The sequence below is a fragment of the Lysinibacillus sp. BSL11 genome (assembly GCF_052928325.1).
Genome location: NZ_JAVGCX010000015.1, coordinates 116,307 through 140,152, shown reverse-complemented (window position 1 = coordinate 140,152; position 23,846 = coordinate 116,307). Strand labels below are relative to the sequence as shown.

Sequence of the window (23,846 nt, the reverse complement as noted above, 5' to 3'; positions counted from 1 at the left end):
GAATAAGGAATTCTTTATGTAGAAGTTGATTGGAACGAAGGGTGGCGACTCCTGCGGGAAAAGCGGGAAAGTCGAGATCCTGGACTGAGCGAAGCGAGGGAAGCAGCTCGACCCCGCCCGCGGAAAGCGTCCGCCCGTAGTGGAAATCAACGGCTTTACTTTATTTTATTGTAAAAGAAAAAAGACTGTAGGCAAACTCAAAATTCATTGAGTTTGTCTACAGTCTCAAGCGTCTATGGTAAACATAGACCTTTTTATGTTGTTGAAGTAGATAATTTGAAAAAGACCTTTTAGAAAGGTGAGGGGGTGCATTAGGGTTCGTCATCGACCATTCCAGAGGCGTGGACAATGAATCCGTTAGTCGACCATGAGGAAAAGTGACCTTTCAGACTAGCGATCGTAATTTTTGCTTTTAATGTAGAACGGTGGAGTAGAAGGCTAATTGATTCCCTTGTGAGAAAGGGGAGACTTTAAACAGAGCGGTAGTTTTGTACTTTAAACAACACCTGCTTAAGAAGTTTAAACTGAGTGAGAGAGAAGTGTAGTGGCAAGTATGTAGCGTGGAATGAAAGCCTTTTTCATCTTTCGTAAAATGTATTGTTTTTCAAAACTATGATGCTGTCTATGGTAAATATAGACGTTTTTTTGTGTATTTTCGAAATTTTAGGGCACTTATTTTTTAGAGTATTAATACAAAAACATGGATTTCGTTGCTTTTATCCTAAAAATGTTCGATAATTTGTCACGACGATTAGCATATAAAAAATGTTGGTATGTTACTTTGGAATAATGGTGAATAAACTTATGGTCACTCTATAAAAAATACTCCTACAGTGATCGAACTAGTAAAAAGGGACCTTTATTTAAAAGGATTAAAAAAGGCGATTAACCTCATAAAAAGGCATTTTTCACAATAAAATCGTAAACACTGTCGAAATGGTGTAAAATAACTAGATGATTATTAATCTTTACTGAAGCCTAGAGACACAAAGGATGGGGAAGTTTTGTCATGGTTAAGGGGGAGAAAAAATAGGGCGTATAGACTATTAAAAAGTGACAAAAGACAATAGACACTAGGTATCATCTTAATTACAATTGTATTATTGGATAAATTAACAAGTACATAGATTTTAAATAAAATGAGGTGAACAGTTTTGAATTTATTTGGAGGAACTATTAGTAGCCTGGAAAATGGACTTTCCTATGCCACTTTAAATCATAAAACAATCGCAAATAATATCGCGAATGTCGATACACCTAATTATAAGGCGAAAAATGTTAGTTTTAAGGATATGTTGGAAGAGCAGAAGAGCATAGCTATTTCTGCATACCGCACTGATAATAGACATTATGATTTCACGTTTCGACAAGCTACACCAGGTGTCAATATTGTTGAGAACTTGCGATATAGAAACAATGGGAATGCTGTAGATATGGATGCTGAGCAAGCGAAATTAGCAGAGAATCAAATTTATTATAATGCTCTAATCGATCGTGTTAATGGGAAATTAAACACATTGAATACTGTTATTAAAGGAGGTAAGTAATAGATGTCTATTTTTCATGGGATGAATACCACTGCCTCCGCTTTAACAGCGCAGCGTTTACGTATGGATGTTATTTCTTCTAATATGGCTAACATGGATACAACTCGCGCTCGTCAAGTAAATGGGGAATGGGAACCATATCGACGTAAGTCCGTGACGCTGTCAGCAGAAGAAGGACAATTTTCAAATTTTTTGAATATAGCACTAGGTAAAAATGCAAAAAGTGGTGTTGGTAATGGTGTGAAAATTACTCGAATCTCAGAAGATCAAGAAACACCTTTCAAACTTGTATATGACCCAACTCATCCAGATGCAAATGCAGATGGTTATGTAAACATGCCCAACGTCGACCCATTGAAAGAAATGGTTGATTTAATGTCGGCTACTCGTTCTTATGAGGCGAATATAACTGTATTTAATGCGAATAAATCCATGCTTACAAAGGCTTTAGAGATTGGTAAATAAATTTAAGTAGAAAGGAAGATACATACATGGCCATTTCGTCCATTTCGCTAATGACACCTACTCAGGTTGTAAATAACACGAATAAACTGAATGCTACACCTTATGAAGCGCAACAAAGCTTCGCGAACTCGTTAAAAGAAGCAATTGCAAAAGTAAATGATCAACAAATAACTTCTGATAAGTTTACTCAGAAGCTAATTAAAGGTGAAAATGTGGAGTTGCATGAAGTGATGATTGCTTCGCAAAAGGCAAGCATTACCCTAAACGCAACAATTGAAGTTCGCAATAAGGTGATTGAAGCTTACCAAGAAATAATGCGCATGAGTGTTTAATTTTATTGAAAAGATAAGTAACCTCTTTTCAATATAGATTAACAACCACCACTTAGTGTGGCTCATTATGTTCGCAAATTATTGATGGCTAGGTTATTCACTATAACCGGAGGATTCATAATGAATGAACGATTGACAAAAATAAAAAACGACACCAGTCAATTTTGGACAAGTCGAAGTAAAAAGCAAAAAATAGTTATGATTGGCTCCGTGGTAGGTGTAATCGCATTAGCAGCAATTGTGACATTTTTTGCTTCCAAAACTACATATGTTCCACTTTATAAAGATTTATCAACACGGGAAATTGGACAGGTAAAGGAAGCGCTAGATTCCCAAGGTGTGACCTATCAAATTGCTCCAGGTGGAACATCTATTTTAGTGCCAGAAGAGCAAGTTGACTCCTTATTAGTGCAATTAGCTTCAGAGGGATATCCGCAAACAGGTTCAATCGATTACTCATTTGCTAATAGTTCAGGATTTGGTATGACTGATAATGAATTTAACCTATTAAAAAAAGCAGCTACTGAAACTGAAATTGCTAAACTTTTCAAAAATTTGGAAGGCGTAAAAGATGCAAAAGTGATGATTACTGTTCCTGAGGAAGGTGTATTCGTAACGGATGTTCAAGGAGAGGCAACCGCATCTATCGTTTTAAATACTGATCCTGGCTATAAATTTACAGAACAGCAAATAACTACAATGTACAATTTAGTGTCAAAAAGTATTCCGAATTTAAAGACTGAAAATATCGTGATCTCTAACCAATTTTCAGAGTACTTTGATCTGAATGCAGCAACAGCTGATGGTACTTCCACAACAACAGCTGAAGGCCAATTACAAATGAAGAAATTGGTAGAACGAGATCTACAACGTCAAGTGCAAAATATGCTTGGAACGTTGATGGGACAAGATAAAGTAATGGTTTCTGTCACAACGGATATTGATTTCAAGAAAGAAAATCGTGAAGAAAATCTTGTGACACCTGTTGATGAAGAAAATATGGAAGGTATTGCCATAAGTGCTCAGCGAATTACAGAGCAATATTCTGGTACAGGAGCAGCTGCCGCTGCTGGAACACCTGAAGCTGAAACAACTACTGATAACTTCACAACTTATAATGAAGGTACAGCAGGAAATGGTGATTATGAACGTACGGAAGAGACGATTAATAATGACGTGAACCGTATACGTAAGGATATTCAAGAAGCTCCTTATAAAATTCAGGATATTGGGATTCAAGTAATTGTTGAACCACCGACAGCAACTGACGCAGCGTCATTACCAGATGGTGTTCGAGAAGATATTGAGAAAATTTTAAGTACAATTGTACGTACAACAATTTCCAAAGACGTAGCAGCAGAACTTACTCAAGAGCAGATCGATGAAAAAGTGGCGGTATCTGTACAACCATTATACGGTAAGGCAACAGAGGTAGCTGATGAAAAACCAATCATTCCATGGTGGGTTTGGGTTATCGGGGGTATCTTGTTAGCTGTTATCTTATTACTAGCATTCTTCATTATCCGTTCACGTAAACGTGCGAAGGAAGAAGAAGAGTTAAGTATCCTAGAAGAACAAGAAGAATTAATGGTTGATGATATTAATGAAGAAATTGAAACGGAAGCTACAATGCGTCGTAAGCAGCTAGAAAAAATGGCCAAAGAAAAGCCAGACGATTTTGCAAAGTTACTGCGTAGTTGGATTGCTGAAGACTAACTAGGAGGTTCGGCTGTGTCCAAGAAAGATAAAGAATTAACCGGAAAACAAAAGGCCGCTCTCTTGTTAATTTCATTAGGGCCTGAAGTTTCAGCTTCTGTCTATAAGCATTTAACAGAGGAAGAAATTGAACGTTTAACATTAGAAATTTCAAGTGTTAAAAAAGTAGAATCAAATGTAAAAGAAGAAATTATTGAAGAATTTCACAATATTGCTCTCGCGCAGGACTATATCACACAAGGTGGTATTGGCTATGCAAAAACAGTATTAGAAAAAGCACTTGGCGTAGAACAAGCACAAACAATCATCAATCGACTAACATCTTCTTTACAAGTACGGCCGTTTGATTTTGCTAGAAGAGCTGATCCATCGCAAATTTTTAACTTTATCCAAAATGAACATCCTCAAACAATTGCCCTAATCCTCTCTTATTTAGAGGCAGGGCAAGCAGGGGTTATTTTATCTTCTTTACCACAGGAAGTACAAGCTGACATTGCTAAACGTATAGCGGTCATGGAATCGACTTCACCAGAAGTGATTAGCGAAATTGAATCTGTGTTAGAGCGTAAATTATCATCAACCGTTACGCAGGATTATACAGAAACTGGTGGTATTGATGCAGTCGTTGAAGTTTTAAATGGAGTAGATCGACAAACAGAAAAAACGATACTCGATGCACTGGAAATACAAGACCCAGAACTTGCAGAGGAAATCAAGAAACGTATGTTTGTGTTTGAGGATATTGTTACACTCGACAATCGTTCCATTCAGCGTGTTATTCGTGATTGTGAAAACGAAGACTTACTGCTTTCAATGAAGGTATCAAGTGAAGAGGTAAAAGATATTATATTCCGTAATATGTCACAACGTATGGCTGAAACATTTAAAGAAGAAATGGAAATTATGGGACCTGTACGTTTACGTGACGTAGAGGAGGCACAATCTCGTATTGTTGCTGTTATTCGTCGTCTAGAGGATGCTGGAGAGATTATTATTGCTCGTGGTGGAGGAGATGACGTCATTGTCTAGAATCATCCGTTCTATTTACACTAAGTCTGATAGCGATAATGTCAAAGAAATACAGATTCGTGATATGTTTGAAGTGGTGGAAGAATATCAAGAAGAAGGACCTCCTCAGCATCAATTAACGTTGGATGAAGTCGTGGCAGAGCGAGATCGTTTACTTACTGAAGCAAGAACTGCTTTGCAAGCTGAACGAGAGATGTTTGAACAGGAAAAGCATAGACACTTTCAAGAGATTGAACATTTAAAGCTAAGTTGGGAGGAAGAGAGACCCAATCGTGTTCAAGAAGCTTATGATGAGGGATTTGGACAAGGCTATGAAGATGGCGTGAATAAGGCCACTGAAGCAATGGCTCAGTCACTTCAAACAGCGAACGAAATAATGATGTTAGCGAAAGAAAATGCTCAAAAATATATTGAGGATCAAGAAGCGGTAATTTTAGAGTTAGGTTTAACTGCTGCAGAAAGAATTATTGGTATTTCGTTAGAACAGGATAACGAACTATTTGTATCGATTGTGCGTAGAGGGCTGAAAGAAGCAAGAGAAATGAAGGAAATTAAAATTTATGTTTCGCCAGCTTATTATGCTTTAATTACGACCAACCGAGATGAATTAGCAGAAATGTTCCCAATAGACGTACCATTTATGATTTTTGTAAATGAAGATTTAGATAATGAGACAGATTGCTATATTGAAACAAATCATGGGCGAATTATGGTTAGTATCGATGAGCAATTAAATGCACTTAGATTAAAGTTACATGAAATATTAGAGAGTAAGGAATGATCTTGATGAAAGCGGCTCAATTAATTGAACAAATTCCGCATATCCCAACTTTTAAAAAGTTTGGTAGGGTTACTAGAGTTGTTGGCTTAATGATTGAGTCGCAAGGTCCAGATAGTTCTATAGGTGATGTCTGTAAAATTCATGTTGAAACTGTAAATCACGGTCACCAGATTATTTTAGCAGAGGTCGTTGGTTTTAAAGATGAAATAGTCGTCTTGATGCCTTTTACCTCCTTACGTGAAATATCTATTGGCTGCCTTGTCGAAGGGACGGGAGCCCCACTGGAAGTAAAAGTGGGTCCTGAGTTAATCGGCAAAGTATTGGATTCTATGGGGAATCCAATTGATGGCACTCTATTACCTAAAGGTCTCATGACAGTCCCTACAGAGCAAGATCCACCAAACCCACTAACTCGTCCACCAATTAATGAAAGGCTTGAAGTGGGAGTTAAGGCTATTGACGGTATGCTAACAGTTGGAAATGGACAACGTGTTGGTATTTTCGCTGGTTCTGGGGTAGGTAAAAGTACTTTACTGGGTATGATCGCAAGAAATACACAAGCAGATTTGAATGTCATTGCGCTAATAGGCGAGCGTGGTCGTGAGGTTCGGGAATTCATCGAACGTGATTTGGGTGCTGAAGGTTTAAGTCGATCGATTGTTGTTGCAGCCACATCCGATCAACCAGCATTAATGCGGATTAAAGGGGCATTTACAGCAACAGCAATCGCCGAATATTTTAGAAATCGAGGCTTAAATGTCATGCTGATGATGGATTCCGTGACACGTGTGGCTATGGCACAACGTGAAATTGGACTTGCGACAGGAGAACCACCAGCACAAAAAGGTTATACGCCTTCGGTTTTTGCGATATTGCCTAAATTACTAGAACGTACAGGCACCAATGAAAAGGGTTCTATAACAGCATTCTATACTGTTTTAGTAGATGGTGACGATATGAATGAACCCATTGCGGATACTGTGCGAGGGATATTAGATGGTCATATTGTATTGGATCGAAATCTTGCCAACAAAGGGCAATATCCAGCCATAAACGTCTTGAAAAGTGTGAGTCGTTTGATGAATCATGTTGCAGAGCCAACTCATAAGAAAGCTGCTGAGCGATTAAGAGAACTCTATTATACTTACGACAAATCAGAGGATTTGATCAATATTGGTGCTTATAAAAGAGGAACCTCTAAAGAGATTGATGAAGCAATTCATTATGAACCGCTCATTACTGCTTATCTTAAACAAGGTTACTTAGATAAAGTGACACTTGAAGAAAGTGTCAATGAGTTAATAACATTATCGAACGGTGGTGCGAAATAGATGGTCAGTTATGTGTATCGTTTTGAAAAAGTGTTAACTATTCGCGAGCAAGAAAAAAACGAAACCGAAATGGCTTATAAGGAATCTGTCCGTTCTTTTGAAGAAATAGCAACGAAATTATATGACTTGCTAAAAAAGAAAGAAGATTTAATTACATTTCAGCAGGAGCGTTTAATGGTTGGTTCATCCATAGATGAAATTCATCATTATAGTCGTTTTATTGATAGTCTCGAAAAAACAATTGCAGATGTACAACAGAAAGTGATACAAGCTCGTGCTAAGATGAATTGGCACGAAGAAAAACTATTAGAAAAAAACTTGGAAGTACGTAAATTTGAAAAAATGAGAGAAAAGGATTTTAAGCATTTCCAACAAGAGCAAGATCGTATAGAAAGCCTTTTTTTAGATGAAATTTCATTACAAACGTATAACAAGAAAGAAATCAGGTGATTTCATGGCAAAGAAAGACAATCGATTAGCAACAGAGTTAGTAGAAGAGCAACCAAAGAAAAAATCTGGGGGCTTTCTTAAGTTTTTTACTTGGATTGTACTGCCGATTATGTTTGTAGTAGCGGTTTTGCTTGTTGTGGCAACTTTAATGAATACAAATGTCTTTGATTTAGGAAAAAAGGCAATAGGTAGTTTACCTTTTATCCCCTCAGAAGAACAACAAGCAAAGGATGCTGTCGTTAATAACGACTCTAAAATAGTGAGTTTACAGGCAGAGGTACAAGAAAAAGAAGCCGAGATTACTCAGCTTCAAAAAAAATTAGATTCAACAATTACTGAAAAAGAGAAGCTGCTGACAGAAAAGGAACAGCTTCAATTTGAAATTGAAAAATTAAATCGTGAACAAGACGATGTGAAGCGTGACTTTAACGATATTTTATCAACATTTGATAAGATGTCGCCGAAAGCTGCGGCACCTGTGTTAATCAATATGAGTGATACAGAAGCACTACGGATTTTAACGAATTTAAAGCCAGATAAATTAGCAGCTATTTTAGAGAAAATGGATGCAAAAGATGCAGCAAAATATTCGGAGCTTATGGCTAAACAGTAGGATAATTGAAAGGAGGTGAAAAATAGTGGATGTAGCAATGATGCAAATGATTAATAAAACAGTACCTACTAAAACTGCAGCAACAAAGTCAACAACAATTGGAAACGCTGAAGGAAAAATAGACAGTACACCGAAGAAAGAAAATTTATCAAATTTTGGTTCTGTTTTTGGGCAAGTATTAACTTCTTCAACTCAAACAACCCAATCATCAAAAACAACATCATCAAATGAACTTGCGGATTTACAAGCGTTATTAAATGCTGACTCAATGGAGGAAGTACTAGATTTACTAGGGATTTCTCACGATGATGGCTTATTAATGCTTCAACTTGGAGAAGACGGTAAGGCAGTGGCACTGGATGAAATGCTTCATTTAGAAAATATTTTAAATGCTTTAGGGATTGATGAAGAGCAGCTTCAAAAAATAGTCCACCAGTTACTAGGAGAAGAAAAGGAAGCAAGTGATGTTTGGGAGCTCTTAACATTAGTAGATGCTCAAGCACCTGTACTACAGGCGAATATAAGCACGGCTTTACAAGGCGAAGGTCAAGTGACACCAAAAGAGGCAACACAACTTCTCCAAGTGTTGAAATTAGCGCAATTAGTAGGGCAAAAGACAGACTTAACAGCATCCCAAGAAAATCTGTTAACGACTGTGAAGAGCCTATTAACGTCATTACAAACGCAGGTAGGAACTTTGCAGGTAACAACAACTAAAACACCTGTTACATTGCCATTACAAGGCTTCCAGCAAGTTGTTCAGCAAGTCCAAATGATGAAACAAAGTGAAACAACTACAAATGACATGGTTACGCCACAAACTGTACAAACGAAATCAGACACATTCCATGTAACATTACCAACGGCTAAGCCTGCTCAATCAGAAGCTTTACTAAAAGAAATGCAAGCCATTATCAATCGAGCGCAGATTTCGAATGCTCAAGGTATTACACGTTTAACCATAAAATTGTATCCAGAAAATCTAGGGACGGTTCGTATTGAACTTGTACAAAATGATGGTGTCCTTACAGCACGTTTACTGGCTTCTACAGCTCATGGACGTGAATTGCTTGATAGTCAAGCACACCAGCTAAAACAGGCATTTGCTCAGCAAAATATACAAGTAGATCGCCTTGATATTGCACAATCATTACAAGATGCCGATCGTCAACAACGTGATCAAAGCTTCTTCAATAATTTCTTTAAACAACAACAGGACGAAGAACAGGATCAAAAAAGTGATGACGAAGATGAAGGAATGTCCTTTAGTGACTATTTAATAAGTGAGGAGGTGTAACAATGGCAGATACTACTACGAAAGTGACAAATCCGGCTATAACTGATGATTTTTATTACTCAAATTATCAGAAGCCAGTGAAACAAACAGGCAATAGTGAGCTTGGTAAGGATGCCTTTCTACAATTGTTAATTACACAATTACAGCATCAGGACCCAACAAATCCAATGGATGATCGAGAATTTATTTCTCAAATGGCGCAGTTCTCTTCTTTAGAGCAAATGCAAAATATGACAAAGGCAATGGAATCTTTACTAGCATCTCAGCAACAAACACAGATGATGAGTTATACAACTTTTATTGGCAAAGAAGTCAAATGGCATGAGATTACAGAGGAGAAAGATGAAAAAGGTAATCCTGTGGTTAATGAAGGAACAGGCGTCATCGAATCCCTTAAATTTGTAGATGGGAATGTTGTTTTCAAATTAACTGATGGGAAAGAGATTGCTCCTGGTAATATATCTGGTATTTTAGGTGGAGCTAGCGACTCTAGTTCAAATGGCAATAATAATGTACCTGAATCTCCATTAGTGAAAGCTAGCCAATTGATTGGTAAAAATGTAACGTATAAAGACGGTGACCAAGAACTAAAAGGACGAATCGTCTCTGTTTCCAATAAAGATGGGGTCATTAATTATGTACTAGATAATGATAAAAGACTAACAGATAAAGATTTTACAGTGATTAGCGAATAAAGGTGGAGAAAAGTGATGGATAAATTTTCAATTCATCGTGTACCCTTGCATCCATCTATTCGCTCAACACAGCCTAAGCCAATCAATACACAACAATCGTTTAAGGCTCATTTACAGGAAGCTTCTAAACAAGAGCTAAAGGTGAGCAAGCATGCGAATGAACGTATTATTGAGCGTAAAATTAATATCACTGAACAAGAATGGCAGGTTGTATCGGATAAGGTATTTGAAGCACACTCAAAAGGTGTCAAACAACCATTAGTCTTGATGGATCAAGCAGCTTTAATTGTCAGTGCTAAAAATGCTACTGTCATTACAGCAATGGATCGCACGGAAGCAAAACAGCAGTTATTTACAAATATTGATGGCACGATTGTGCTTTAAAGGCTGGACCTTCTTACGTAAGGAAGCCTTGGTGATGCTGATTGATAGAAGCTCACCTATATAAAACGAAGGGAGAACGAAAACATATGTTACGTTCTATGTATTCAGGTATTTCAGGTCTTAAAAACTTCCAAACAAAGCTAGATGTGATTGGTAATAATATTGCCAACGTGAACACTTATGGCTTTAAAAAAGGTCGAGTAATATTCAAAGATTTAATGTCGCAAACATCAGCTGGTGCTTCTGCTCCTTCAGGTACTATAGGAGGTATTAACCCTAAACAAGTTGGGTTAGGGGCAGAACTTGCATCTATCGATACTATTCACAATCCAGGATCGCGACAATATACTGGACGCGGACTAGATTTAGCTATAGAGGGGGAAGGTTTCTTCATAGTAGGTGATTTAGTATCAGGAACTGGTGAAGGAACAGGTGAAACGCCATTTACAAATACTCTCTATACACGCGCAGGGAATTTTTATATGGATGAACAAGGTTTCCTAGTTAACGCTGATGGTAAATATCTAATGGGTTCTGCGGCTGCTAGCTCCGAAGATTTAGATTTAATGTCTACTGACTTCGAGGCACCAGCGGAGTTGGATGAAGTAACAAGTGAGAATTTAAATGTTGATGGCACTTGGGGTTTACCAACAGCTGCAACAGAAAACAGTGGAGAATGGGGACGGATCCGTATTCCAACTGATGCAAAATCAATGAGTATTGCACCAGACGGTCAAGTTACTTTTGTTGATGCAAATGGAGACTTGAAATGGGGTGGTCAATTGGTAATGGCTAAATTCTCCAACGCAGGTGGTCTTGAAAAAGTTGGCGGTAATTACTATACAGTTTCAGCAAACTCTGGAGAACCTTATTTACAAGCAGGTGGTCAAGCAGGTTTAGGTAAACCGATAGCAGGTTCACTTGAAATGTCGAACGTAGACCTGTCTGAAGAGTTTACTGAGATGATTGTTGCACAACGTGGTTTCCAAGCAAATACGCGTATCATCACAACATCTGATGAAATATTACAAGAGCTAGTAAACTTAAAACGATAATAATATAGTCCTTTCAAAAGGGACGTTTTAACAAACATATTTTCATATGAGGGAGGGTCGGGCCGGCTCTCATGCTAGACCCGGCCCTAATTCATGATTGAACTAACACGTCTAAATGGCAAAGCATTTACATTAAATGCTTTATACATAGAAACAGTCGAATCATTTCCCGATACGACTATTACATTAACAACTGGAACAAAATTAATTGTTTTAGAGAGTGAAGATGAGGTGCGACAAAAGGTAACTGCCTTTTATAACAATATACAAATACTATCCAACCCGCATCTACGAGGTGAAGAAGATGAAGAATAATAAAATGCTAACAATGATTATTATTTTACTAGTAGCAGTCATTCTGATTGGGGTTATTTTGTTTGTATTGCTTACGCAATTTAATAAACCCACAGGAGCTGTTGAGCCGTCCATTGATGAGATTGTAGAGGCTACAGTGGAGATACCAGAGATCACGACAAATCTAGCAGATAAAAGAGTTGTTCGCTTGTCATTGAAAATTCAAACGACAAGCAAAGATGCTGCTGCAGAATTAACAAAGCGCGTTTTCCAAGTGCAAAACATCGCCATTCAAGAGCTTTCTGAAATGGAGCAAAAGGACTTAGAAGGTAAGCAAGGGAAACAAATTTTCCAAAAATCATTAAAAACAAGATTAAATGAGTTGATGCAAGAGGGAGAAGTTCAGGAAGTATATTTTACCTCCTTCATTACTCAATAAAACAGAAACTGCTTGAATTGGAGGTGGGCAAATGGCAGGAGATGTGTTATCTCAATCCGAGATAGATGCGCTGCTTTCCGCTATATCGACAGGGGAAATGTCAGCGGATGACATAAAAAAAGAGGACGAGGGACGTAAGGTTAAAGTTTATGATTTTAAACGAGCACTTCGCTTCTCAAAAGATCAAATCCGAAGTTTGACCCGAATACATGAAAATTTCGCACGACTATTGACAACCTTTTTCTCTGCACAGCTTAGAAGCTATGTACAAATTACGGTTGCATCAGTAGACCAAATACCATTTGAAGAGTTTGTTCGTTCCATTCCAAATATGACACTCATTAATGTATTTGAAGTGCCACCATTAGATGGTAATATATTGATGGAAATTAATCCGAACATTGCCTATTCGATGTTAGATCGCCTAATGGGCGGTAGTGGGGCAAGTCATAGTAATGTAGATAACCTAACGGAAATTGAAACAAAAATTATGACAAACCTTTTTGAACGCTCATTCGACAATTTACGCGAAGCATGGGAAAATGTTGCGGAAATTGATCCAATATTAGTGGAACTTGAAGTAAATCCACAATTTTTACAAATGATTTCACCTAATGAAACGGTTGTCGTTATTTCGTTAAATACGATAATTGGTGAGACAAGCGGTATGATTAATATTTGTATTCCGCATGTTGTATTGGAGCCAATTGTTCCAAATCTTTCGGTTCGCTATTGGATGCAAACCAATACGAAAGAGATGTCACCAGAGCAAACAAAAATGCTTGAAACACGTGTGAAACAAGCCCAATTACCACTCTCAGTTGAATTAGGATTAACGGACATCACCATTGAAGATTTCCTAACAATGCAAGTTGGAGATGTCATACAGTTAGATCAAAAAATTGAAGCGCCATTACTACTAAAAGTAGGTACATTGCCGAAGTTCACTGTTCAACCAGGTAAAAAGGGCAAAAAATTAGCAATCCAGATTATCGACCCTTTGAAAGGAGGAGACGAAGATGAGTGATGAAATGCTCTCCCAAGAAGAAATTGAAGCGCTATTAAGGGGCGAGACGTTGGGAGATAAAAACAACGACACTGATGCTTCAACAAATGAAGAAATAAATGAGATACGAGTGGAGGATTACCTTGATTCGTTTGCACAAGATGCATTAGGAGAGGTAGGCAATATATCCTTTGGTAGCTCTGCCACAGCTCTTTCAGCATTATTGGGTCAAAAAGTAGATATAACAACTCCAAGTATTTCAATGATTAATCGTAATAAATTAGAAGAGGAATTTCCTCATCCATATGTAGCTGTACAAGTTGAATATACAATTGGTTTGACAGGTATGAATTTACTTGTAATTAAACAATCTGATGCGGCAATTATCGCAGATTTAATGTTAGGTGGCGATGGATTAAATCCGAAGCCAGACTTAGGTGAAATTCAGCTAAGTGCTGTTCAAGAGGCTATGAATCAAATGATGGGCTCAGCTGCTACATCTATGTCGACAGTCTTCAACAAAAAAGTAGATATTTCTCCACCGACAATTGATTTAATGAACATCTCGCAAGATGAAGGTCGAGAAAATATTCCAGAAGACGATTTGCTGGTGAAAGTTTCATTTAGATTAAGAATTGGTAATTTAATTGATTCGAATTTAATGCAATTATTACCGCTTAAATTTAGTCAAAATATTGTAAAATCATTATTAGGTGAAACAGGAGTGTTTGAGGAACCTGTGGCAGCAACTATTGCACCTGAGGCTCCACCAGTTACACCACCGCCTGTTCAACAGCAAATACCTGTAGCACCACCATCTGAACAACCAGTTTATCAACAGCAGTCAGCACAGATGCAGCAACCGATTTATCAGGAGCCACAACAATTTACACAACCGGCAAGACCTGCACAACCTGTAAATGTGCAACAAGCACAGTTTGCTAGCTTCGATTCAAATGTAATCTCTCAATCTGAAGCTAGAAATTTAAATATGCTACTTGATATTCCATTGCAAGTTACTGTAGAGTTAGGACGTACGAAACGTTCTGTTAAAGAGATTTTAGAACTATCAAGTGGTTCAATTATTGAACTGGATAAATTAGCAGGAGAACCGGTTGATATTTTAGTCAATAGTCGTTTAATTGCTAAAGGGGAAGTCGTTGTTATTGACGAAAACTTTGGTGTCCGTATTACAGATGTTTTAAGTCAAGCAGAGCGTTTAAATAATTTAAGATAGTTTCAATTGGAGGAGTTAACCATGTCTAAAAGAATTTTGATTGTAGACGACGCTGCATTTATGCGCATGATGATCAAGGATATTTTATCAAAAAATGGATTTGAAGTTGTTGGAGAGGCAGCGGATGGTTTACAAGCTGTCGAAAAGTACAATGAACTAAAACCAGATTTAGTAACAATGGATATCACAATGCCAGAGATGGACGGTATTGCAGCTCTTAAAGCAATTAAGGGAACAGATCCAAGTGCAACTGTAATCATGTGTTCAGCAATGGGGCAACAAGCAATGGTAATCGATGCGATTCAAGCTGGTGCGAAAGACTTTATCGTAAAACCTTTCCAAGCAGATCGTGTAATTGAAGCGATTCAAAAAGCGCTAGGATGATTGCATGAAAATGTTAAAATCATTTCGTTTAACGATGATTTTCGCATTTCTTGTATCCTTCCTGTTTTTGTACCCGACACCGACTTCTGTCTATGCAGACGCTGATACAAATAGTGTCACGGATTGCATTAAAGACCCAGAAGCTTGTAATGGAGATACGACTGATCCAGCTGCTAAACAAGAAACAACTGTAACAGCAGCTGGAGATATATCTGCATGGGAATACATAAAAATGGTTTTGGCGCTTATTTTTGTTGTAGCTTTATTTTATGGATTGATGAAGTTTTTAAATAAACGAAATTTAAACTTCCAACGTAATCAAATGGTACAAAATTTAGGCGGTTTATCGTTAGGTGCGCAAAAGTCAGTTCAGCTTTTACAGGTAGGTAAAACATTGTATTTAGTTGGGGTCGGAGAAGACGTTCAGCTCTTACGAGAAATTACAGACCCTGAAGAAGTTGAAGCTCTATTAGCCCTATATAACGAAAGGCAAGAATTTGCAGCAACATCACCGTATATTGCAGAAGTATTTTCTAAGTTTAAGAGAAAAGATAGCGCGAAGGTGCAAAATGAGCAGCAAAAGCAAGATTCATTTGGCAATCTATTCGAAAAAAAGCTATCCGAAATAAAACAGGAGCGTAGTGATGAGATAGAGAGATGGAAGCAGAAGGAGAAGGATGGTAAATGAATGATTTAATCAATATTTTTTCCAACAGCGATCCAACGAATGTCTCTACATCTGTAAAGCTCTTACTTTTACTAACAGTATTATCACTTGCACCAAGTATTTTAATTTTAATGACATCCTTTGCTCGTATAGTCATAGTCTTATCCTTTGTGCGTACAGCATTGGCAACACAGCAAATGCCCCCAAATCAAGTAATCATTGGGCTGGCACTATTTTTAACATTTTTTATCATGGCACCAACCTTTCAAGAGGTCAATAAAGAGGCATTACAACCATTGTTTGCTGAAGAAATAGGTATAGAAGAAGCCTATGACCGTGCTAGTGTGCCATTTAAAGAGTTTATGAGTAAACATACTAGGCAAAAAGATCTTGATTTGTTTTTAACATATAATCAAGCAGACAAACCAGCATCAGTGGAGGAAATCCCACTGACTATGCTTGTACCTGCCTTTGCTTTAAGTGAAATTAAAACAGCATTTCAAATTGGTTTTATGATTTTTATTCCATTCCTTGTGATCGATATGATTGTCGCGAGTACATTAATGTCGATGGGGATGATGATGTTACCGCCAGTAATGATTTCATTGCCATTTAAAATATTATTATTTGTATTGGTTGATGGCTGGTATCTCGTTATGAAATCGTTACTACAAAGTTTTTAGGGGATGATACAGTATGACAGGTGAGTTGGTTATTTCCATTGCAGAGCGTGCTATAATGATTATCCTTCTAACAAGCGGTCCGCTACTATTAGTTGCTTTAATCTCGGGTTTAGCGGTAAGTATCTTTCAAGCCACAACTTCGATACAAGAGCAAACGTTAGCATTTGTACCAAAAATTATTGCTGTCTTAGTGGCCATCGTATTCTTTGGCCCTTGGATGCTATCTCAAGTTACAAGCTATGCGAGAGACATATTTGAGAATTTAACGCGTTATATAGGGTGAGTACATGAATGAATTAATTCCGCATTTAACGGTTTTCTTATTAGTACTTGTACGGGTCTCAGCCTTTTTTGTAACGGTTCCTTTTTTTTCCTATAGAACCATTCCACCTCAAGTCAAAATTACTCTCGCACTGGTTTTAGCTTGGATGATGTACTATACAATTGATGTTGAGCCATTTGCATTCAATGATGTTTACATATTATTAGTGATGAAAGAAGCACTAGTTGGACTTTTACTTGGTCTAATGGGCTATATCATCATGTCCGCAATTCAAATTGCAGGAAGCTTTATCGATTTTCAAATGGGTTTTGCCATTGCCAATATAATTGACCCGCAAACAGGTGCTCAAAGTCCATTAATCGGTCAGTTTTTTAATATACTAGCACTACTTTTATTGTTAGCGATTGATGGCCATCATATGATTCTTAATGGAATCTACTACAGCTATCAATTTTTCCCGATGGATCAATTCCCTAGTTTTATGAACGAAAACTTTCCTCAATTTATTATCACAACTTTCACAGCAGTCTTTGCCATAGCATTCCAGATGGCTGCTCCTGTTGTAGCGACCTTATTCTTGGTCGATTTAGCTTTAGGGATCACTGCAAAAACAGTACCGCAATTAAACATATTTGTTGTCGGTTTTCCTATTAAAATTGGTGTTAGTTTTTTAGTGTTATTTACAATGATGGCCGTTATGATTCAAGTTATTCAAAAGCTTATTACGATTATGATTTATGGGATGCGTGATTTAATGGCCATTTTAGGTGGTGGATAATATGAGACTACTACTGAATTTAGAGCTACAATTTTTTGCGGGTGAAAAAACAGAAAAGGCAACCCCTAAGAAACGACAGGATGCTCGAAAAAAAGGACAAGTTGTCAAGAGTCAAGATATTTCTAGTGCCATTGTAATGTTAATGGTATTTATCTTTTTGTTTTTCTTTGCAGGCTCTTTGCGTGACGAGCTATTAGCTTTTTTCAGGCAAACCTTTATTCATAACATACGCATCGAATCACTAACTATTGATAGTGTGATGCACCTATTTACAGAAACTTTGATTCAAATGGCTTTTATCATTGTACCAATTATGGCAATTGCATTTGTCGGAGCACTTGCAGGTAACTTTTTGCAATTTGGTTTTCTTTTTACGTTAGAGCCAATGAAGTTTGATTTGAAAAAGATGGACCCTATTAAAGGGTTAAAAAAGATATTTTCTGTCAAAGCCATTGTGGAGTTAATAAAGTCTGTTTTAAAGATTGGTTTTATCGGAAGTGTTACAACAATTATTATTTGGTCAAACTTACCAGAAGTTTTGGCGTTATCGTTTAAAAGTCCATGGATGACTCTCATTACGGTAGGGAAGCTTGTTGGTATTATGGGTATAGCGGCTTCTTTAGTATTACTTTGTGTATCCGTTTTAGACTGGATGTATCAAAAACATGAGTATGAAAAAAATCTTAAAATGTCTAAACAAGATATTAAAGATGAATATAAAAATAGTGAGGGTGACCCCCTAATCAAATCAAAAATCAAACAACGCCAACGTGAGATGGCGATGAGACGTATGATGTCAGAGGTTCCGAGTGCGGATGTAGTAATTACCAACCCTACTCACTATGCAATTGCCCTCAAATATAATGAGGACAGTATGGATGCCCCTCGTGTTATTGCGAAGGGGACAGACTTTATTGCTCAAAAAATTAAACTGATCGCCAAAGAACATGATGTAATAATGGTTGAGAATCGACCTTTAGCACGAGCTATGTATGACCAGGTAGAAATAGGCGATCAGGTACCAGAAGAATTTTTCAAAGCAGTAGCAGAGATACTCGCTTATGTTTATCGTATTAAGCGAAAAATTTAAGGCTTTTTGTAGGAGGGACACAAATGAAAGTTCGCGATATTGGGGTTTTAGGTGCGGTTATTTTAATCGTTGCGATGCTCATCATCCCTCTTCCTCCGTGGATGTTAAGTTTTTTAATTGTCATTAATATTACATTAGGATTAATTGTACTGCTCACAGCAATGAGTATGAAAGAAGCATTGGATTTTTCCATTTTTCCTTCGGTGATTTTACTATTAACTTTGTTCCGATTAGGACTAAGTGTTTCCACAACTCGTGCCATCTTAGCAAATGGAGATGCAGGTTCGGTCGTTGAAACTTTTGGTGATTTCGTAGTTGGAGGAAATATTCTTGTTGGTTTAGTTGTCTTTTTAATTCTAGTGTTAATTCAGTTTATTGTTATAACAAAAGGTGCAGAACGAGTAGCAGAAGTAGCGGCACGTTTCACACTTGATGCGATGCCAGGTAAACAAATGAGTATTGATGCTGACTTAAATGCGGGGATTATTTCCGAAAAAGAAGCGCGCGAGCGACGTGAAAAAGTTGCAGGGGAAGCGGACTTTTACGGTGCAATGGATGGTGCCACGAAATTTGTAAAAGGGGATGCCATCGCTTCAATGGTAATGGTTATTATCAATCTATTATTTGGAATCATCATTGGCGTTGTACAAATGGGGCTTCCATTTGCAGAAGCGGCAACTCATTTTTCGAAACTAACAGTCGGGGACGGTATTGTATCCCAAATTCCTGCCTTGCTTATTTCGACTGCTACAGGGATTGTCGTAACACGAGCCTCTTCTAAAGGTAGTCTTGGTCAAGACATTACAGGCCAATTATTTGCTCAAGCTAAGCTGCTTTATGTAGCAGGAGGTACCATTGTATTACTAGGGCTATTTACGCCAATACCAAACTGGGTAACGCTGCCAATAGGTCTTTCGTTAATTGCGGGAGCTTATATGATGGAACGTAAGAAGCCAGAGGATGAAGAGGAATTACAGGAGATTGAGGAAGAAGTGGCTACTGATGGCATGAAGAGCCCTGAGAATGTTGTGAATTTATTAAATGTGGACCCAATTGAATTCGAATTTGGTTATGGATTAATTCCCTTAGTAGATGCCGCTCAAGGTGGGGATTTATTAGACCGTGTTATCATGATTCGTCGACAGCTTGCCTTGGAGTTAGGTATCGTGATCCCGGTAGTCCGCATTCGAGACAATATTCAGCTTCAACCAAATGAATATCGAATTAAAATAAAAGGGAACGAAATGGCACGAGGCGAACTTTTACTAGATCATTATTTAGCGATGAGTCCTGGCGACGATGATTCTATTGAAGGTATTGATACTGTCGAACCATCATTTGGATTACCAGCTAAATGGATTACAGAGCAAGTAAAAGAGGACGCGGAAATGTATGGTTACACAGTTGTGGACCCACCAAGTGTGGTGTCAACACATTTAACTGAAATCATTCGAGCAAATGCTCATGAGTTATTAGGCCGTCAAGAGACAAAGCAGTTAATCGATCACTTACGCGAATCCCATCCAATTTTAGTAGAAGAATTAACACCTGCACCTTTATCTACTGGAGAAATCCAAAAGGTACTGGGTAAGCTTCTTCGAGAGAATGTATCAGTGCGTAACTTGCCAATTATTTTTGAGACACTTGCAGACTATGCAAAATTAACGAGTGATACGGATATCTTAGCTGAATATGTGCGTCAAGCATTAGCTCGTCAAATTACAGCGCAGTATGTTGGGGATAGTTCAGTATTAAAGGTGATTACGGTTTCAGGTAAAGTAGAAAAATTGATTGCTGATAGTATCCAACAAACGGATCACGGAAATTATTTAGCTATGGACCCACAAGATTCTCAAACAGTATTAGAAACTATTGCAGCGGAAGTAGAGCGTGTTTCGTTTATGGAGCAATCAGCTATTATATTATGCTCTCCAGCAGTTCGAATGTATTTACGACAACTAACGGAGCGTTATTTCCCACAAATTCCGGTTCTATCCTATAATGAATTGGATGCTTCGGTTGAAATTCAAAGTGTTGGGGTGGTGAATGTTCAATGAAAATGAAAAAGTATTATGCATCATCCATACCAGAGGCGATGAAGCAAGTGCGAGCAGAATTAGGTGAGGACGCAGTCATTTTAAATTCAAAAGTCGTCATCACAAAGAAATTTTTTGGCATGATAAAAAAGAAGAGTTTTGAAGTGGTTGCGGGTATTGATGCAATGGAGCCACAGCAAGTGGCTTCAGTACCAACACCAGCTGTACTGCCTGTAGTAAAAAAAGAAAATGCAAGGTTGCAAGAGATTACAAATGCTATTCAAGCAAAAATACATCAGGAACCACCCCTTGATGTAGCAGCAGTACATGAGGATGCTAGCATGTCAGAAGAATTGAGAAAAGAAATTGCTGATTTAAAATCATTAATGCAATCGATGCATAAAAAGACTACCCAAGCTCAATATCCCGATGAACTCTTACCCTTCATTGAATACTTAAGACAGCAAGAGCTAAGTGAAGAGCTCATCACAACGATAGGTGATGAGCTTTTTATGCATTTTAAAGAAGCATCCGAAATAAATTTTTCACAATGTAAATTGATAGCAAAAAATTTACTACGTAAGAAGCTAGAAGTTCTTCCAGTCGGAGGATTATCCTACGAAAGAAAATATATAAACATTTTAGGGCCAACAGGGGTTGGTAAGACTACAACCATTGCCAAAATGGCTGCTAGAGCTGTGTTAGAAAAAAAGAAAAAGATTGGCTTTATTACGACAGATACTTATCGGATTGCGGCAATAGAGCAGCTTAAAACATATGCTGGTCTTTTACAAGCTCCTGTAGAAATTGCTTACAATGCAACAGATTTTGAACAAGCGATCCAGAGATTATCACATTTAGATTTGGTTTTTATTGATACAGCTGGTCGAAATTATAAAGAAGTCAAGTATGTTGATGATCTACAACGCCTCATAAAATTCGATGAACATGCAGAATCTTATTTAGTGCTTGCAATGACAACGAAAGAAAGGGATATGGAGAATATTGTAGATCAATTTAAGCAATTACCAATTGAAAAATTCATTTTTACAAAAATTGATGAAACAAATTCTATTGGCACAATGATCAATTTAATGATTAAATATAATAAAGGACTTGCTTACTATACGAATGGTCAAGAAGTACCAGAAGATATTGAAGAAGCTGATTTAGAAGCAGTACTTAATTTGTTTTTTCAAGGTGAAGAAAAATGAGAGACCAAGCTGAAGCATTACGCTTAAAAATGATGAAACAGCAAGGCGAACTAGGTAGAGCGATTGCAGTTGTAAGTGGCAAAGGTGGAGTAGGTAAAAGTAACTTCACAATGAACTTTGCCATGACTTTGGCCCAAAAGGGAAAAAGAGTTGTCATTGTAGACATGGATATTGGGATGGGGAATATCCATATCTTAATTGGGAAAAATGCTTCTTATAGTTTAAAAGATTACTTAGAAGGAAATAAGCTACTAGATGAGGTAATATTTGAAGGGCCTTACGATTTAAGGTATATTTCAGGTGGGTCAGGTATGACGAGTGTGCTTGATTGGTCTCATAGTATGTTTGAAAGACTTATTCAAGCATTTGAAGAACTTCAAAAAAACTATGATTATATTTTATTTGATATGGGCGCTGGTGCTACTAATTGGTCGTTAGATTTACTCACATCCATTGATGAAATTATCGTCATTTCAACAGCGGAACCTACTTCTATTACTGATGCGTATTCCATGATGAAATATATTCATGTTCGAGATCCAGATAAGCAGTTTTATATTCTCTGTAACCGCGCTCTCAGTAAAGAAGAAGGAATAGAAACGAATGAACGTTTACAGTTAACAATGAAACGTTTTTTAGACAAAGAAACGATCATTCTTGGTTCATTACCTGAAGACCCTGTTGTGCGTAAGGCAGTGCGCGAGCAAGTGCCATTCTCACTTGCTTATCCAGACGCATTAATATCAAAGACATTGCAACTTATAGTCGTTCGTTTTATGGAGCAACGTGCGGGGGAAATACATGCACATGATCAAACAGCGAAAAAATTTTTATCGAAACTTAGAAGTATTTTCTCGAAAGGGCGTGATTAATTGGACTTTTTGCATAAAAGCAAGCTTTTAGTTGTGGATGATTCTGCTTTTATGAGAAAGCTAATTAGTGACTTTTTTGTTGGCAACTCGAAGGTGGAAGTAGTTGGAACAGCTCGAAATGGAAAAGATGCGATCAAAAAGATACAATCGTTGAAGCCAAACGTTGTGACAATGGATATTGAGATGCCTGAAATGAATGGACTCGATGCTTTAAAAGAAATTATGCTACAATGTCCAGTTCCTGTAGTAATGCTCTCAAGTACCACTCAACGTGGGACAGAAAATGCAATTGCAGCAATTGAGGGCGGGGCAGTCGATTTTGTTGCCAAGCCGAGCGGGACCATCTCCCTTGATTTACATAAAATTCAAAACGAACTTGTGCACAAAGTGGAACAAGCTGCAACTGTGCCAATTTCCAAATTGAAAAAACCTTCTGGTAGTAAACGACAACAAGAACAAGTGACAAGGGTGAGTAAAGTAATAAAGGAACCACAACAGCATGGACGAACAAATACGTCTACTAATGTTGTTTCTACTAAGGTAGCCGTAACTAAACCGATGGTAGAATGGAGTAAAATAGGAAAGAAGATTGTGTTAATTGGCACATCAACAGGAGGACCACGTGCACTTCAGGAGGTTATTACTAAAATTCCTAAGTCTATTCAAGCTCCTATATTAATTGTTCAGCATATGCCTGCTGGATTTACTAAATCGCTTGCTAATCGACTTGATCAGCTAAGTGAAATTTCTGTTAAAGAAGCTGAACAGGGCGATATTTTGCAAAATGGAGTAGCTTATATTGCACCCGGTGGATATCATTTAAAACTTAGAAAAGTAGGAACAACTTTTGGCATTGTTCTTGATAATCAAGAAGCACCAAGATCTGGCCACCGACCTTCTGTAGATGTAATGTTTGAAGATGTTAGTCAATATAAAGATTTTGATAAAGTAGCAGTGATTATGACAGGTATGGGCCATGATGGCTCTAATGGTCTAAAAGCATTAAAAAATACTGGCAATGTCATTGCTATTGCAGAATCAGCAGAAACTTGCATTGTATATGGTATGCCAAAAGCAGCAGTAGAAACGCAACTTGTTGATGAAGTTGCAGATGTAGATGATATTGCACAAACAATAATGAAATATTTGCCTTAAAAGGGGTGTCCTC

General features: G+C 37.5%; 27 protein-coding genes. All 27 read left to right on the top strand.

The genetic code is table 11. The annotated features are described in order from the left end of the window. Window positions 1-1,154: 1,154 nt before the first annotated feature. The 27 genes from flgB (at window position 1,155) to RCJ95_RS18135 (ending at window position 23,833) form a co-directional block, all read left to right on the top strand. Window positions 1,155-1,547 (top strand): flagellar basal body rod protein FlgB, encoded by a 393-nt coding sequence (gene flgB / locus RCJ95_RS18265; protein WP_004269305.1) that lies wholly within the window; start codon window positions 1,155-1,157, stop codon window positions 1,545-1,547. Between the two features lie 3 nt (window positions 1,548-1,550). Beyond that, on the top strand, window positions 1,551-2,012 hold the full coding sequence (gene flgC / locus RCJ95_RS18260; protein WP_221682766.1) for a flagellar basal body rod protein FlgC: 462 nt from the start codon (window positions 1,551-1,553) through the stop codon (window positions 2,010-2,012). Between the two features lie 26 nt (window positions 2,013-2,038). Then, window positions 2,039-2,344 (top strand): flagellar hook-basal body complex protein FliE, encoded by a 306-nt coding sequence (gene fliE, locus RCJ95_RS18255; protein ID WP_221682765.1) that lies wholly within the window; start codon window positions 2,039-2,041, stop codon window positions 2,342-2,344. Window positions 2,345-2,464: 120 nt separating this feature from the next. Continuing rightward, on the top strand, window positions 2,465-4,060 hold the full coding sequence (fliF, locus tag RCJ95_RS18250) for a flagellar basal-body MS-ring/collar protein FliF (protein WP_048391617.1): 1,596 nt from the start codon (window positions 2,465-2,467) through the stop codon (window positions 4,058-4,060). 15 nt (window positions 4,061-4,075) lie between these two features. After that, the gene (gene fliG / locus RCJ95_RS18245; protein WP_193831172.1) at window positions 4,076-5,089 is read left to right on the top strand and encodes a flagellar motor switch protein FliG; all 1,014 of its coding nucleotides are present in this window, start codon (window positions 4,076-4,078) and stop codon (window positions 5,087-5,089) included. Beyond that, the gene (fliH, locus tag RCJ95_RS18240) at window positions 5,082-5,870 is read left to right on the top strand and encodes a flagellar assembly protein FliH (RefSeq protein WP_446722606.1); all 789 of its coding nucleotides are present in this window, start codon (window positions 5,082-5,084) and stop codon (window positions 5,868-5,870) included. Before fliG ends, fliH begins: the two co-directional genes overlap by 8 nt. Before the next feature lie 5 nt (window positions 5,871-5,875). Then, window positions 5,876-7,201 carry a flagellar protein export ATPase FliI gene (gene fliI, locus RCJ95_RS18235; RefSeq protein WP_066037836.1) on the top strand — a complete coding sequence of 442 codons (1,326 nt, stop codon included), beginning with the start codon at window positions 5,876-5,878 and terminating at the stop codon, window positions 7,199-7,201. Next, window positions 7,202-7,651: a flagellar export protein FliJ gene (gene fliJ / locus RCJ95_RS18230; protein WP_004269298.1), complete on the top strand. Its 450-nt coding sequence runs from the start codon at window positions 7,202-7,204 to the stop codon at window positions 7,649-7,651. A gap of 4 nt (window positions 7,652-7,655) precedes the next feature. Further along, complete coding sequence (locus RCJ95_RS18225; RefSeq protein WP_446722605.1) at window positions 7,656-8,264, top strand: MotE family protein; 609 nt, start codon at window positions 7,656-7,658, stop codon at window positions 8,262-8,264. 25 nt (window positions 8,265-8,289) lie between these two features. Continuing rightward, window positions 8,290-9,561 carry a flagellar hook-length control protein FliK gene (locus RCJ95_RS18220; protein ID WP_221682763.1) on the top strand — a complete coding sequence of 424 codons (1,272 nt, stop codon included), beginning with the start codon at window positions 8,290-8,292 and terminating at the stop codon, window positions 9,559-9,561. 2 nt (window positions 9,562-9,563) lie between these two features. Continuing rightward, entirely contained in the window at window positions 9,564-10,256 is a 693-nt protein-coding gene (flgD, locus tag RCJ95_RS18215) for a flagellar hook assembly protein FlgD (protein WP_221682762.1), read from the top strand. Window positions 10,257-10,271: 15 nt separating this feature from the next. After that, the gene (locus tag RCJ95_RS18210) at window positions 10,272-10,640 is read left to right on the top strand and encodes a TIGR02530 family flagellar biosynthesis protein (RefSeq protein ID WP_221682761.1); all 369 of its coding nucleotides are present in this window, start codon (window positions 10,272-10,274) and stop codon (window positions 10,638-10,640) included. 86 nt (window positions 10,641-10,726) lie between these two features. Continuing rightward, a complete protein-coding gene (gene flgG, locus RCJ95_RS18205) occupies window positions 10,727-11,695 on the top strand; it encodes a flagellar basal body rod protein FlgG (RefSeq protein ID WP_274771924.1) in 969 nt (322 codons plus the stop codon). A 93-nt stretch (window positions 11,696-11,788) separates the two neighbouring features. Further along, window positions 11,789-12,010, top strand: a complete 222-nt coding sequence (locus tag RCJ95_RS18200) for a flagellar FlbD family protein (protein ID WP_048391601.1) — start codon at window positions 11,789-11,791, stop codon at window positions 12,008-12,010. Next, complete coding sequence (gene fliL, locus RCJ95_RS18195) at window positions 12,000-12,428, top strand: flagellar basal body-associated protein FliL (RefSeq protein ID WP_004269291.1); 429 nt, start codon at window positions 12,000-12,002, stop codon at window positions 12,426-12,428. The genes RCJ95_RS18200 and fliL overlap by 11 nt, the downstream gene beginning before the upstream one ends. Window positions 12,429-12,459: 31 nt before the next feature. Continuing rightward, complete coding sequence (gene fliM, locus RCJ95_RS18190; protein WP_004269290.1) at window positions 12,460-13,455, top strand: flagellar motor switch protein FliM; 996 nt, start codon at window positions 12,460-12,462, stop codon at window positions 13,453-13,455. After that, the gene (fliY, locus tag RCJ95_RS18185) at window positions 13,448-14,671 is read left to right on the top strand and encodes a flagellar motor switch phosphatase FliY (protein WP_221682759.1); all 1,224 of its coding nucleotides are present in this window, start codon (window positions 13,448-13,450) and stop codon (window positions 14,669-14,671) included. The genes fliM and fliY overlap by 8 nt, the downstream gene beginning before the upstream one ends. 21 nt (window positions 14,672-14,692) lie before the next feature. Beyond that, window positions 14,693-15,055, top strand: a complete 363-nt coding sequence (locus RCJ95_RS18180) for a response regulator (protein WP_004269288.1) — start codon at window positions 14,693-14,695, stop codon at window positions 15,053-15,055. A 4-nt stretch (window positions 15,056-15,059) separates the two neighbouring features. Next, window positions 15,060-15,743 (top strand): flagellar biosynthetic protein FliO, encoded by a 684-nt coding sequence (locus RCJ95_RS18175; protein ID WP_009371154.1) that lies wholly within the window; start codon window positions 15,060-15,062, stop codon window positions 15,741-15,743. Further along, complete coding sequence (gene fliP, locus RCJ95_RS18170; protein ID WP_004269286.1) at window positions 15,740-16,405, top strand: flagellar type III secretion system pore protein FliP; 666 nt, start codon at window positions 15,740-15,742, stop codon at window positions 16,403-16,405. The genes RCJ95_RS18175 and fliP overlap by 4 nt, the downstream gene beginning before the upstream one ends. A gap of 13 nt (window positions 16,406-16,418) precedes the next feature. Then, a complete protein-coding gene (fliQ, locus tag RCJ95_RS18165) occupies window positions 16,419-16,688 on the top strand; it encodes a flagellar biosynthesis protein FliQ (protein ID WP_004269285.1) in 270 nt (89 codons plus the stop codon). A gap of 4 nt (window positions 16,689-16,692) precedes the next feature. Continuing rightward, complete coding sequence (fliR, locus tag RCJ95_RS18160; protein WP_337976169.1) at window positions 16,693-17,466, top strand: flagellar biosynthetic protein FliR; 774 nt, start codon at window positions 16,693-16,695, stop codon at window positions 17,464-17,466. A 1-nt stretch (window position 17,467) separates the two neighbouring features. Beyond that, window positions 17,468-18,556 (top strand): flagellar biosynthesis protein FlhB, encoded by a 1,089-nt coding sequence (flhB, locus tag RCJ95_RS18155; RefSeq protein WP_048391594.1) that lies wholly within the window; start codon window positions 17,468-17,470, stop codon window positions 18,554-18,556. A gap of 23 nt (window positions 18,557-18,579) precedes the next feature. Further along, a complete protein-coding gene (flhA, locus tag RCJ95_RS18150; protein WP_221682757.1) occupies window positions 18,580-20,613 on the top strand; it encodes a flagellar biosynthesis protein FlhA in 2,034 nt (677 codons plus the stop codon). Continuing rightward, entirely contained in the window at window positions 20,610-21,806 is a 1,197-nt protein-coding gene (flhF, locus tag RCJ95_RS18145; RefSeq protein ID WP_446722604.1) for a flagellar biosynthesis protein FlhF, read from the top strand. The genes flhA and flhF overlap by 4 nt, the downstream gene beginning before the upstream one ends. Further along, a complete protein-coding gene (locus tag RCJ95_RS18140) occupies window positions 21,803-22,678 on the top strand; it encodes a MinD/ParA family protein (protein WP_221682755.1) in 876 nt (291 codons plus the stop codon). Before flhF ends, RCJ95_RS18140 begins: the two co-directional genes overlap by 4 nt. Beyond that, window positions 22,679-23,833, top strand: coding sequence for a protein-glutamate methylesterase/protein-glutamine glutaminase (locus tag RCJ95_RS18135; protein WP_221682754.1), 1,155 nt, complete (start codon window positions 22,679-22,681; stop codon window positions 23,831-23,833). Window positions 23,834-23,846 lie beyond the last annotated feature (13 nt).